Raw genomic sequence first — 12,770 nt, forward strand, 5'->3', positions numbered from 1 at the left:
ATTCGTATTATACAGGAAGAGACTTCGATACAAATTTCTTGTAGGAAAACTTCACCTTCTTTTTAATTTCTTCGCAATAGCTCTAAGAATTAATGTGCAAAGAAAACGTAAAAATGAGGTTGAAGTTGATATCTAAAATGCTAGGTTGCGAAAGTCCTAAATAAAATTTTCAAATCTAAAGCAAAAGAATAATTCTCGACATACTGTTTATTCAACCGTATTTTTTGTGGCCAAATTACTTCTCTGTTATAGGAAATAGGATTTTCCTGTTGAGCTAACAAAACTTCTTCCTCTTTGAACTTTAAAGTTGCCAACCCAGTAATGCCTGGTTTTACGCTTAGTATGATGCGGTCTTCGCCCTTTAATTCATCAGCAAAACCTTGTACATCTGGTCGTGGACCTACGAGACTCATATCGCCTTTTACGACATTCCAGAGTTGTGGAAGCTCATCGATCTTAAATTTTCTTAACCATCGTCCTGCCTTTGTAATGCGAGGATCGTTTAAAGTAGTTACCGTATTTTTATTAGAGACGCTCAAGTGCATACTCCGCAATTTATATATTTTGAATGGAATACCATTCTGCCCAATACGATATGGCGCATAAACTCCTGAAGCTTTGGTACTTGCCGTGGCCACAAAAAAACCGATGAGGATTATGGGTAATAATGAGATGATGGCCATCACGGAAATGATGATATCAAAACTTCTCTTAAAAAAACGTTCTTGCGTAGTCAATATTAGAATAATGCGATGAGTTATTCTTCAAAAGTAAACAATTTTAATTAGCTGTCCCCAGTAGATACATAGCAACACTTCACTATAAAACAGCAAGCGTAAGACTTAAAAAAAAGAAAAAATAGACTCACGATGCCTAGCCTCATTAAAATTTTAAATTGGATTGTCACCCTGGAAGAATGAGATGGAAAAAACGATTGTATTCTGAATCTCGAATGATGTCATTTTCTGTCATGTAGTGTAAATCGCAGCGAAACCAAGCAACTTTAGGTTATGGAAGCAAAAGATTTCTCAGTCATAAACACTTGAATCCTTTCATTCATAATGAAGTGAAACGGAATGAAGAATTTGTCCATTTTGGAAGCATGAGATTTCTCCATTCGTAGAAATGACAAATGATTACTGTCATACGTCTAGTTTCTAGCCTCTATATTCTAAGCTCTAATTTATAAGACACTATTTCCGCATCTCCTTTGCAGCTTCATGATCTAACACATACTCTACTTGGGCTAAGCTTTGCAAAAACGAAGCTGGAATCTCGGGCGTTATTTTACCTTCAAGCGCCTTACGCACAATTTCTGATTTTCGTTTCCCTAAGGCCAATAAGAAGATTTTTTTAGCTTGAAGAATGGTGTTTACTCCCATACTTATCGCTTGTTGAGGTACCCGGTCTAAACCACCAAAATCTGCTTGGGCATCTTCCCTAGTCACCAAATCTAAAGTAACTAAGCGCGTCTTAGATTCAAAGCTAGAGCCAGATTCATTAAAACCAATATGACCGTTACGACCAATTCCTAACAACTGCAGGTCCAAGCCCCCCAAAGCTCGCTATTTTATCTTCATAGTCTTTGCAATACTGCACAATTCCGTTTGCAGAATCCTCCACATGAGGGATGTGAATGTGTTGCGGTTTCATATCTATATGTCGAAATAAATTCTCACGCATAAAGTAAGTGTAGCTCTGGTTATCTTCTGGAAAAATAGGGTAGTATTCATCCAGATTAAAACTGATGACGTTAGCGAAACTTAGATTTTCAATTAGATGCAAACGAATGAGTTCTTGATATACCCTTTTGGGCGTATTTCCAGTTGCCAATCCCAAAAATGCCGGCTTGCCTTGCTTTTGTTGCTTCCAGATCAATTCTGCTATCTGATGCGCAACGTATATAGAAGCCTGCTCGGCATCAGCAAACAAACTAAGGTTATTAGAGCTAGCAGGTTTTTGAAAATTCTGTGACATATCTATTTATAGTTAATTTATAAAAGGTACTTGTAGTAATTGGAATTCACCTATGGAAAACGAATTTTTTTTCTGATTGGATGTAACTTATTTACCTAATCTTATCTAGCAGAATAGAAAACACCTTGCTTGATTTGTTACGAATAGAAAAAATGTAATAAACCAGAGCGAGGTGGGCCGTTAACTTACTTGCTTATTCTGGCATTACACTGTTAAAACCTATTATCACGGAATTTGGAACTTAGACGACAGCTTAAAAATCATCGTAAGTTAGACTCCACTTTCAAAATTTTCTAAATGTATTTTTACATATCCTTTTATTGTCCAGTTTAATCAAATAATAGTTTCAATGTAATATCGAGCCTATCGTCTTCTCTCAAAACAGGCTAAAAGTCGAGATACTTTTTTTAAGCTTTCGACTCCGCTCAAGGTGACAAAACTAGTTTTGGGAATGAAAGCGAATATATAATTACCTTTTACTCTAATTCAACAATTTTATCTTTACCGCTCTTTTTTTAAGTGCATTAAAAGCTACAGCAGCCAATATAAAAATTACGATCATAGCTAGTGTTAAGCCGATGCTCTTAAGAAATAATTGACTTAATATAATATAGAGACCAATCACCAATAAGTTTATTCCCCCTAACAAGAAGCTGGCTTGTTTATGTGTACGCCCATTATCCAGCAACACGTGATGCATATGGTTACGGTCGGCTTCAAAAGGAGTCTTTCCACTTCTCAAACGAATGATAATTACTCGCAGGGTATCAAAAATGGGAATAAATAGTACTGCCAAGACAAATAAGAGTCTATTTTCGGGAATAAAACCTTGTTCTGACAGCGGTTCAAAAGGCTCCATGGCTAGAAACTTTAAGCTTAAAAAAGCAATCATAAATCCCATCACCAAACTTCCCCCATCTCCCATAAACATTTTTCTGCCACCCCGAGAAAAATTAAAACGAAGAAAGGCTCCCAAAATTCCAACTACCATTAGACTCACCAACACGTAATAAGGGTGGCCAGTAGCATAAAAAACCGTAGCGTAAGTAAGAGAGATGATAATTCCGGCTATACTCGCTAGACCATCTATTCCATCTATTAGGTTATAGGCATTTATCAAAGCCACTACGATTAACGCCTTTAGAGTATAACCAAAAGCTGCAGGAATCAAGAAAATTCCCAAAAACCCGTGCAGATTGGTCAATTGCATTTCTGGAGAAAAAATGATAAAAGCAGACGCAAACAATTGACTCATAAACTTAAGTTTAGCAGTAGAAATTACCAGATCATCTTTTAAACCAGCCATAAACAAAAAGGTAATACCTATGATTAAGTGGTTTCCTGTTGCAGTGGTTCTAAGGGACTGGAGTAAGCTTAAAATAAGCACTAATACCAAAAAAAAGGCAACTCCTCCAAAAGGAGGAACAGCATCTTTGTGCGAGCTGCGCTCATTCACCTCTTTCATCAGGTTTTTTTCCCGGCTTACCCAAAGTACCTTTGGGGTAAAATACCATGTTAAAACAAAAGCCAGTAAAAACACACCACCAGTAAAGAATAGGTAATATCTATGGAATATATCCAAAAGGACTTCCTGATCTAATATATTCATAATTTATAAGTTTCTGGGTTTTGGTTTCTATTTCAGTGGTTTTGTAGACTTTTACTTTTTAGGACAGTGCTAAATTAGAAAATATTATTCATTTAGACGTTGATTTTGGTTCAAATGGATTTTAGCAAAGACTATTGGAGGAAGATTTTTTAAGCTATCGTGTGGCCTAAAATTATTGTAATCCTCCACCCAAACTGCTGTGATTTCTCTCATTTGATGTATGGTTTTAAAAATATGAGCATCTAAAACAACTTTACGGAATGAACCATTAAAACGCTCTATAAAAGCATTTTGTGTGGGTTTGCCAGGCTGTATATATTTAAAAACTATTCCGTAGGCCTCACTCCAATCTTTTGTTATCATTGCAATAAACTCCGGCCCGTTATCCATCCGAATATTTTTTGGTTTCCTTCGTTGTTTGATCAGGTGAGTTAACACCCAAAGCACTCGTTTACTAGCTAAAGAATAGTCAGACTCTACGAACAATACTTCGCGATTGGCATCATCAATCACATTAAAACTTCGGAACTTCTTTCCGTTTTCAAGACGGTCTTCTGTAAAATCAATTGACCAACATTGATTGAGACTTGTAGGCACCTCCAGAGGCTCTTTAATTCTAGCTGGAAGTCTTTTCTTGGTCTTGCGTCGCAACGGAAGGTCAAGTTTGGTATTAACACGATGAACGCGTTTATGATTCCATGGATTACCTTCTAAACGCAATCTGTGGTAAGCCTTCCAAAAGCCCTCAGATGGATGCTGCTCTACTTTTTCTTGGAGAGCCAGCTCTATTTTGTTGTCATCCTTTTTCTTGGGTTTGTAATAAAATAAAGAGCGAGCACATCCGAGTATACGACACACCTTGCTGATGCCGTAACGTTTTTTATGTCTGTGAGCTAAAGAACGTTTTTCGCAAGGTTTTAAGGCTTTTTTCCAATAATCTCTTTAGCTAGTTCGTGATCAAGAGCTAAGTCAGCATACTTTCGTTTAAGTCGCTGATTCTCTTTCTCCAAAGACTTTAAACGTTTAAGTTCTTCGGCCTCTAAGCCACCGTATTTCTTGCGCCAGTTGTATATTGTTCCTTGACTAACATTATACTTACGGCATAAGTCGCTCATTGAGGTGCCATCGCTAAACTCTTTTAGGATTTTTACAATCTGTTATAGACTAAATTTACTTTGTTTCATAGTTGACAAATTTAAAATTAATTATAACTTCTATTTGTCCTAATTTTGGGGAAGCTTACGTTTCGAATATCTATTAGCAAGCCCGTCAGATTAATATCTACTAAAAAAATGAAAAACGGCAATATTGAGGTATTGGATACAAATTTTAAGCCTTAAAAAAGTCAGCACGAATTCAAGGACATTTTAATTCTCCAGACTTAGAAAACCTGATTTTAAATTGATTAAATTTCCCGAATTTTTTCTTATATCAACCCTTCCGACTCCTTCCGCTTTCGCAGAAGAAGCCACCTTCCCTTCAAAGGGAAGGAGCGCTTTTAATTCACCTAATTAACCAGAAAAGCCTGCTCCCATCCTTGGCAAGGAGGGATGAATTCAGCTTTGCTGAAGAAGGGGTGGTTGCGTTTGTTTTTCGTCAAATGCAGTTTAAAATTAGCACATTACAAGTTTCGTAAATGCTAGCATGCCCAAGCCCTTAACAGTACTTTGTTTTTACTAATACAATAATAACTTCTAATTTAATGGATTGTAAAAAATATATTATTGTTGATTAAGCTAGCCTTCGACAGGTCTGTGGAGCTAAAATAACGTTAATTTGTAGCTGGAATTTTTAATTAATATATTCTTTCCAATTCATCCATAAATTTTCATCAAACCTAAATTGATCATTTTTTGCTGATTCCAAACCCTTATCGGAAAACACCAAAAGTTGAGCATCTGCATCCAGAGCTTTAAAACCATTGGCGTACCCTGCGGGTATTTGCAATACTTCGGTATTCTTAGCGTCTAACATAAATGTTTTTGCCTGAAGCTTTTTAGAAGGATTTTCCCAATTATCAATAGCCACGGCTGCTATTAAAAAGCGACCTTTGATGCATTTAAAATATTTCGACTCCATTTTATGGGCTTGCCATGCTCTCACAATAGAGGTTGAAGGATGCGTTATGGTATACATCCGCTTAATAGAAGACATATTAAAATCATTTATAAAACACAACGTGCCACGGTGATCGGTATGCTCGTTTCCTTTAATTAACTGTAATTTTTTATTGTCCATAATAGTTTTCTGCCGAAATAATTTAATCGAGAATGTATTAATCAGGTTAATTGTGCTTTTTCTAGACTTTTTTAGAATTGAAGAACTCTATGTTAGTCATTGCCGGATTTCTCAAACTTAGGAAAGGGTGCAAATCAAGCTAAAATTGTTTCAATGCATGATTGCACTGAAAATTTATCCTGTAACAATCTATTGGAATTTAAGCCTAGTTGCTTTCGTTCAGTATTATTTTGAAGTAACTTGAGTGCATTATCCTTAAACACCTCATCATCGCCGTTTAAACAAACATAACCGGCCTGAGCATTTTCAATAACTTCCAAAACATCGTTACCTTTATTCACGCTACCTAAAATAGGCAGGCCTTGTGCCATATATCCTAACAATTTACCAGGAAAATTATGCGTAGAATGACTTTTATGCAAGCTGAACAAGCCAATATCAAACTCACTTAGCATTTCGCGATATATTTTCTGGGAAACAGGCTTCAGGAGCGTTAGGTTAGATAATTCAAAAGTTTTTATGGCTTCTTCTACCAAATGAAACTCATTTCCCGAACCGGCAAAAACAAAATGAGCTTTATCTTCATTTTTAAGGTTTCTTGCAAGCCGCACCAAATTCATCATATCCTGTGCTTCGCCCATATTGCCTCCATAAAAGAAAACTACTTTATCCCCTAAATTGTTTTTTCTTTTAAAAGAGTCGGACGGGATATTTATTGGAGTTTCACTACTCCAATTAAAAAGAACTTCCGTCTTTTTTTGCAGCCCAAACTTCGCATTGAACCACTCAAGATTTTTTGGAGACTGCAATCCTATTCTATCCGCAGCTGCATAGTTTATCTTTTCAAATTTCCGAAAATAAGTTACCACAGGAGACTTCTCCTTAACAATTCCTTGATCAATAACCCATTGCGGAAAAATATCCCGCAGAATAAGATAGCTTTTGGCGTTCCATTTTTTCTTTAATTTTTTTATTAATGGCCCAAAAAATATGGAAGGGGAATATGCAACTATTTTGTCAAATTGTATGGAATTAAAAACCGGTCTTAGATTCCTATATGCGTTGAAGGAAAGTGCAGTTTCATTTAATGCACGTTTTACCTTAGATTCATGTTTAACATTGGGTGATCTAAACCTATAAACCCGAACACCATCTATCTTTTCTTCCTGGTATCCAGATTTTATCCTAAAATCTGGAGTAGCCACGGCGACTTCATGACCACGTTCAAGCAATCCCATAGCTAATTCATGCATCATTTTTGCACCAATTTTAGTACTATGTGGTAAATAATCGTCAACTAAAAGCAAGACTTTCATGCTATCCTAAGTTGTAATTTTTATATAAAGTTGGGTTCTCTTTCATAAATTGCACCATCTCCTGAACCATAATTGCATAGGATGGTATAATTCTTTTCAAATCTCTTTGGGTATCTACAAATGATTTATTTACAGCTTTTCCTTCAACTTCATTAATTTTAACCGCTTTACCGGTTTCTTTTTTAAACAGTTTTAAAAGCTCAAATTTATTAATAGACTTACTATTAGTAACGTGATATAAACCTTGCAGCTCTTGTTTTATACTTTGTTCTATTACTTTAGCAAGTTCTGTAGTCGTTACCCCACTCCATATTGCTTGGGTAAAACCATTGGTTTCTCCCTCCTGTTCCATAAACCAGTGAAAAAGACCTTCTCCATTCTCTTTCAATTCGGGGCCAATAATAGACGTTCTAAGGGTAAGATGTTTTGTGTTTTCCACTTCACCAAGCGCCTTTGTTTTAGCGTAAATATCTTTCCCGTCTTTCTCATCTTTCTCTGTATAGCCTCCTTTATCACCCGAGAACACACAATCTGTAGAAATATGAATTAATTTCGCATTGATGTCGTCACAAACCTGAGCCAGGAAATGAGGCAGATAAGAATTTAAATAAATAGCATTGGCCGGATTAGAATTCGCTCCTTTTATTAATACTCCAACACAATTTATTACATAAGTTGGTTTCTCATCTTTTAGCAAATCTTCAAGTTTAGATTTATTATTTAAATCCAGAATTATTGTATTGGAGTTTAGTTTATTTCTATAAGACACATTTACTACTTCAAAATCTGGATTATTATCCAAACGATACACTACCTGGTGTCCCAACATGCCGGTTGCTCCTAAAACTAAAACTTTCTTCTTCATTACATTTATTTTTTCCAAACTGTTCGGTTAATATAATCGGTATATGATAGGATGATTCGCAAAACTTTTTTTGAAACATTCTGGGTATCGTAATCTGCAACCAGTTTAATATTACGTTCTCCCTCGGTAAATTGTGAGATCACTACGGAAATACTTTCAAGAATACGTTCCTTTTTTAAGCCCGTCATGATTAAAGTACCTTCATCCATACCTTCAGGGCGTTCATGTGCCTGGCGAATAGTAATAGCCGGTAAATTTAAGATCGAAGACTCTTCGGTTATGGTACCACTGTCTGAAATGACACAAAACGCATTCTTTTGCAAATGGATATAGTCGTGAAAACCGAAGGGCTTTGAAAAGACTAAATTGGGGTTCTTGCTTACAAAACCTATTTCTTCTAACTTTTTCCGGGTTCTGGGATGCGTAGAGATAATCACCTTTTTATTAAAGTGTTCGCTTATCGCATTTAGAGATTCCATTAAATCATTAAAATTCTCTTCGGAATCTACATTTTCCTCGCGGTGAATGCTAACAATAAAATACCCTCTTTTTTCTAATTGCTCTCTATTCAAAACATCAGACGCGTTGATGGCCTTCATTTGTTTTTGCAAGACTTCCATCATTGGAGAGCCGGTTTTAATAACCGTTTCTGCAGGTAAGCCTTCAGCTACCAGGTATCTACGTGCGTGTTCTGAAAGTGGCATATTAATATCACTTAAATGATCTACAATCTTACGGTTTATTTCTTCCGGCACACGTTGGTCAAAACAACGATTTCCCGCTTCCATATGGAAAATTGGAATTTTCCTGCGTTTAGCAGAGATTACCGATAAACAAGAATTGGTATCGCCATATAGCAAAACGGCATCCGGTTTTTGCTCCTCCAGGATAGCATCAGACTTTGTGATCACATTTCCAATAGTTTCTGCAGCATTAGCACCCGCAGCTTCTAAAAAAAAGTCCGGCTTTCGCAGACCGAGATCTTTAAAGAAAACCTCATTTAATTCATAATCATAGTTTTGTCCAGAATGCACAAGAATATGTTCGGTGTGGGCATCGAGCTCTTTTATTACTTCACTTAACTTAATGATCTCGGGCCGCGTGCCCACAATGGTCATTACTTTTATCATATTTTTAATTTTTTGTTTTGAATTGTCGCCAGGTCGAGTGATTTTGTGAAACGATAGTGAAACAAAATTGTATCGAGACCTCTGGTTTTGTGTTTCACTCGGTTCTCGATACATTTTCTCTTCGTTATCACTCATAGAAAACACTCGAACTGACGGACGAGGATTTAATTCTTCAACTCCTCTTGAATATAACCAAGATTCAGCAAAGATTCTTCAATCTCTTGTACATTTAATCTTTTGGTGTTATGCGAGTTATAATCCTCGAATTCAGAAATTCCTTTTTGGCCTTTGTCAAAATACTTTCCGTAGTTCAAATCGCGATTATCTGCAGGGATACGGTAATAACCCCCAAGATCCTCTGCCTTTAACATTTCTTCACGGGTACAGAGCGTTTCAAAAAGTTTTTCCCCGTGCCGTGTACCAATAACTTGTACTTCATTATCGGCTTTAAAAACATTGCGCACCGCTTTGGCCAAATCTTCAATGGTGCTGGCAGGGGCTTTATGTACAAACAAATCGCCCTGATTGCCATTTTTGAAAGCGAAAATTACCAATTCTACCGCTTCTTCAAGAGACATTAAAAACCGCGTCATCTCAGGATCGGTAACGGTTAAATCTTTTCCTTCTTTAATTTGTTTGGCAAACAACGGAATTACAGAGCCTCGCGATGCCATAACGTTACCATACCGGGTAAGGCAAATGGTGGTGTCTTCTTTAGGTACATTTCGTGAAGCCGCGACAATAACCTTTTCCATTAATGCCTTGGTAATCCCCATGGCGTTTATAGGATAGGCCGCTTTATCTGTACTTAAACAAATTACTTTTTTTACTTTGTGTGCTATAGCTGCCTGTACCACATTCTCTGAACCTATTACATTGGTCTTGGTAGCCTCTAAAGGAAAAAACTCACAAGAGGGGACTTGTTTTAAAGCGGCGGCGTGAAATACGTAATCTACACCACGCATCGCATTATCTACACTACTTTTATTACGTACATCGCCTATATAAAACTTGATTTTATCATTTTTATACAGGTTACGCATATCGTCCTGTTTTTTTTCATCTCTGGAAAAAATCCTGATTTCCCCAATTTCTGAATCCAGAAAGCGGTCTAATACGGCATTACCAAAAGAACCGGTACCTCCGGTAATTAAAAGGGTTTTGTTTTTGAACATGGCTTTTTAATTTATTTCTTTATAAAAATCTGCCCAAACATTGCTATTTGAACCTATATCAAATTTTTCACTACAAAGTCTGTAAGCATTTTTACGGATTTCTTTATATTCAGCATCGCTCATATCCAAGAATCCTACTATTGTTTTAGACAATTCATCTACGCTAGGCAATACCCAAAATCCAGAATTCGTCTTTTCCAAACTTTCCCAGGGAGTGTTTTTAGAAGCGATTACAGGGGTTCCTTGCGCTAGGGCTTCTAAAACAACATTGCCGAAATTTTCGGATTCTGATGGTAGAACGAGGGCATACGAACGCGCTATTAATTTGTCTTTGTCTTCTCCCTGGACATGCCCTAAAAAAGTGACTGACTTTTGAAGCTCCAGATCTTTAACCAAGTGTTTTAACTTATTTTCGTATGCTATTTCATACGGCAATCGCGCCGAACCCGCTATAACTAATTTAACTTCCCTGCCTAAAGTTTTCTGTGCTTTGTCAATAGCTTTTATTAAAACATCTATATTCTTTATGGGATTAATCCTTCCTATAAACAATAGTTGATTCTCAACAATATCCAGCGGTTGTTTCTTAGGCATTTTAATGTAATTGGGAATTAATGCCACCCCGGCGGCCTTTGGAAAATATTTCTGAATAATTCCTTTTTCAAACTCATTGGTGGCGTGAAAATGAATTTTAGACTGAAAAACCTTTATAAGCTGTAACCATATTTTTTTCTTTTTAGATTTTATGGAAAGTGCTGCAGAATAAAGTTCTCCACGGGGCGAAATGATTACCTTTTTCTTCTGGATTACTGCTTTAACCAACAAAGGTAATGTGGGCGGAAAAAACAAGCTGGAAAATTGAATGATATCACTTTGCTTTACCGCGGTCAACCCTTTTTTTACAAAAGCAGTTCCGCCACTATCTAAAAATTGCACTTTATGGTGGGCAGTACTAATGTTTTGCCCAATGGCCTCTAAAGAAGCTTTATTCTCTAAGCCAAAATTGCTGCTTATTACTTTGGTTTCAAATTGTGCTTTATCTAAAGCCGTATTTAACCAATACAAGGTATTAGCAGGGCCACCAGCCTGCGAGGGATAATAACATAAAAGAGGATGGAAAATTTTCATTGAATGTCGCTGATCACAAATCTATTTTTACCTGCCGAATTATTGTTAATCTCTTCCACCTCATTAACCCTCAATGAAACAATATTATTGGTCTTCTGATTTATAATAGATTTGATATTTTTAATTATTTTATTGTTTAATTCACCTTTTGATTTAATATTAATGTCTATGCTATAATCAGTTTTCTGATGTACTTGAAATCCATCAACCTCATCAGGGTAATCGTCAAATATTGTAGTAAAATAATCTCCTGCAATAAATCCTCCATTAGGTAACTTCACTAAATCTGTAGTCCTACCATATATTTTTTCTAAAAGTGGATATGGCTTTCCACATCCACAATTTTCTTTTTTTATTAGCGATAAGTCACCATTTTTATATTTAATAATTGGAAATAAATAGTTATCCAGATCCGTTATCGCTAAATTCCCCAAAGTGCTATTTTTTACGCTATTATCCTTATCGTCTATTATGTCAACATGTCTTATGTCCGAATGAACATGTAATCCGTCATGATGGTCACATTCTGTTGCAATCCAATAAACCTCCCCAGACCCATATTGATCATAAACTTCAGCATCAAATGCTGATTTTAAATTGTTTCGAATTTTTTTTGTTAACGGTGAGGAGGTACACCAAACAGCCTGAATCCCTCCGACTTTAATCCTATTCTTTAACACATAATTAGCTACTTCATTCAATGCTCCAGTATAGCCTTGTAAAACAATAGTTTTATTCTCGATTAGTTGAGATATAAATTTTTCAATTTTTTTATCATTGACGCTACTGGCATCTAAAAAAATTCTTTTAGTGGGGAACCACATTAATTTATTTAGCAAAATGTTCATTTTCGAGCTTCGAGTTAATCTAAATACAAAGGCAATATTAGGACTTATAGATAAATTCCACCATTTCATTACCCGCCATCCATTTACATCATTGTAATTATTTTTATCATGCAACACTTTTAAAGGAGCACCAGAAGTTCCTCCTGTGCTCGAAACGATATGTCGCTTTTGATCAAAATTGGGGTTTATAATTTTATTATAGTTATCTCTAATATCTTCTTTAGTTATGATTGGAACCAAATCCCAATCATTTTGAACTTTTAATTGGTCTGGATGAAAATTGTGTTTATTATACCATTCCTTATAAAACGGGATATTTTCATAAGCATAATAAACTATATTCTTTCGCTTTTCCCAGTTTAATAATTCTAAATCTTTTTTAGACTTTAGATCATTCTCTTTGAATACTTTATATTTCTGAATTGCCTTATTCCGAAGTAAAGTATTTTTAAGAATAAATGAAAAGCTAGATAAGTGGCTCATA

12 protein-coding genes are annotated in these 12,770 nt (G+C 35.9%); all 12 read right to left on the reverse strand.

Features of this window, described 5'->3' with window-relative positions:
- Positions 1–140: 140 nt before the first annotated feature.
- The gene (locus RLT85_RS05240) at positions 141–737 is read right to left on the reverse strand and encodes a sugar transferase (RefSeq protein ID WP_311400986.1); all 597 of its coding nucleotides are present in this window, start codon (positions 735–737) and stop codon (positions 141–143) included.
- Positions 738–1,193: 456 nt separating this feature from the next.
- Positions 1,194–1,559, reverse strand: a complete 366-nt coding sequence (locus RLT85_RS05245) for a 6-phosphogluconolactonase (protein WP_311400987.1) — start codon at positions 1,557–1,559, stop codon at positions 1,194–1,196.
- The gene (locus RLT85_RS05250) at positions 1,519–1,977 is read right to left on the reverse strand and encodes a 6-phosphogluconolactonase (RefSeq protein WP_311400988.1); all 459 of its coding nucleotides are present in this window, start codon (positions 1,975–1,977) and stop codon (positions 1,519–1,521) included. The genes RLT85_RS05245 and RLT85_RS05250 overlap by 41 nt, the downstream gene beginning before the upstream one ends.
- 481 nt (positions 1,978–2,458) lie before the next feature.
- Positions 2,459–3,586 carry a glycosyltransferase family 4 protein gene (locus tag RLT85_RS05255; RefSeq protein WP_311400989.1) on the reverse strand — a complete coding sequence of 376 codons (1,128 nt, stop codon included), beginning with the start codon at positions 3,584–3,586 and terminating at the stop codon, positions 2,459–2,461.
- A gap of 84 nt (positions 3,587–3,670) precedes the next feature.
- Positions 3,671–4,740 (reverse strand): IS3 family transposase gene (locus RLT85_RS05260; protein ID WP_311401151.1). Its coding sequence is split into 2 segments (ribosomal slippage): positions 3,671–4,518 and positions 4,518–4,740, totalling 1,071 coding nucleotides; the frame shifts between segments, so codons are not numbered across the junction.
- 637 nt (positions 4,741–5,377) lie between these two features.
- On the reverse strand, positions 5,378–5,824 hold the full coding sequence (locus tag RLT85_RS05265) for a dTDP-4-dehydrorhamnose 3,5-epimerase family protein (protein WP_311400990.1): 447 nt from the start codon (positions 5,822–5,824) through the stop codon (positions 5,378–5,380).
- Positions 5,825–5,958: 134 nt separating this feature from the next.
- A complete protein-coding gene (locus tag RLT85_RS05270; protein WP_311400991.1) occupies positions 5,959–7,140 on the reverse strand; it encodes a glycosyltransferase family 4 protein in 1,182 nt (393 codons plus the stop codon).
- Position 7,141: 1 nt separating this feature from the next.
- Positions 7,142–8,005, reverse strand: coding sequence for a dTDP-4-dehydrorhamnose reductase family protein (locus RLT85_RS05275; protein ID WP_311400992.1), 864 nt, complete (start codon positions 8,003–8,005; stop codon positions 7,142–7,144).
- Between the two features lie 5 nt (positions 8,006–8,010).
- Positions 8,011–9,135 carry a non-hydrolyzing UDP-N-acetylglucosamine 2-epimerase gene (gene wecB / locus RLT85_RS05280; RefSeq protein WP_311400993.1) on the reverse strand — a complete coding sequence of 375 codons (1,125 nt, stop codon included), beginning with the start codon at positions 9,133–9,135 and terminating at the stop codon, positions 8,011–8,013.
- A 164-nt stretch (positions 9,136–9,299) separates the two neighbouring features.
- Entirely contained in the window at positions 9,300–10,310 is a 1,011-nt protein-coding gene (locus tag RLT85_RS05285) for a polysaccharide biosynthesis protein (RefSeq protein WP_311400994.1), read from the reverse strand.
- A gap of 6 nt (positions 10,311–10,316) precedes the next feature.
- Positions 10,317–11,438 (reverse strand): glycosyltransferase, encoded by a 1,122-nt coding sequence (locus tag RLT85_RS05290; RefSeq protein ID WP_311400995.1) that lies wholly within the window; start codon positions 11,436–11,438, stop codon positions 10,317–10,319.
- On the reverse strand, positions 11,435–12,769 hold the full coding sequence (locus tag RLT85_RS05295) for a phenylacetate--CoA ligase family protein (protein WP_311400996.1): 1,335 nt from the start codon (positions 12,767–12,769) through the stop codon (positions 11,435–11,437). Before RLT85_RS05295 ends, RLT85_RS05290 begins: the two co-directional genes overlap by 4 nt.
- Position 12,770 lies beyond the last annotated feature (1 nt).

It is taken from the genome of Mesonia ostreae (assembly GCF_031845265.1).
GTDB lineage: Bacteria > Bacteroidota > Bacteroidia > Flavobacteriales > Flavobacteriaceae > Mesonia > Mesonia ostreae.

Bases quoted from the DNA above. Each gene is read 5' to 3' on its own strand.
- RLT85_RS05250 (WP_311400988.1), bottom strand. From the start codon at position 1,977: ATGTCACAGAATTTTCAAAAACCTGCTAGCTCTAATAACCTTAGTTTG.
- RLT85_RS05255 (WP_311400989.1), bottom strand. From the start codon at position 3,586: ATGAATATATTAGATCAGGAAGTCCTTTTGGATATATTCCATAGATAT.
- RLT85_RS05265 (WP_311400990.1), bottom strand. From the start codon at position 5,824: ATGGACAATAAAAAATTACAGTTAATTAAAGGAAACGAGCATACCGAT.
- RLT85_RS05270 (WP_311400991.1), bottom strand. From the start codon at position 7,140: ATGAAAGTCTTGCTTTTAGTTGACGATTATTTACCACATAGTACTAAA.
- RLT85_RS05275 (WP_311400992.1), bottom strand. From the start codon at position 8,005: ATGAAGAAGAAAGTTTTAGTTTTAGGAGCAACCGGCATGTTGGGACAC.
- wecB (WP_311400993.1), bottom strand. From the start codon at position 9,135: ATGATAAAAGTAATGACCATTGTGGGCACGCGGCCCGAGATCATTAAG.
- RLT85_RS05285 (WP_311400994.1), bottom strand. From the start codon at position 10,310: ATGTTCAAAAACAAAACCCTTTTAATTACCGGAGGTACCGGTTCTTTT.
- RLT85_RS05290 (WP_311400995.1), bottom strand. From the start codon at position 11,438: ATGAAAATTTTCCATCCTCTTTTATGTTATTATCCCTCGCAGGCTGGT.
- RLT85_RS05295 (WP_311400996.1), bottom strand. From the start codon at position 12,769: ATGAGCCACTTATCTAGCTTTTCATTTATTCTTAAAAATACTTTACTT.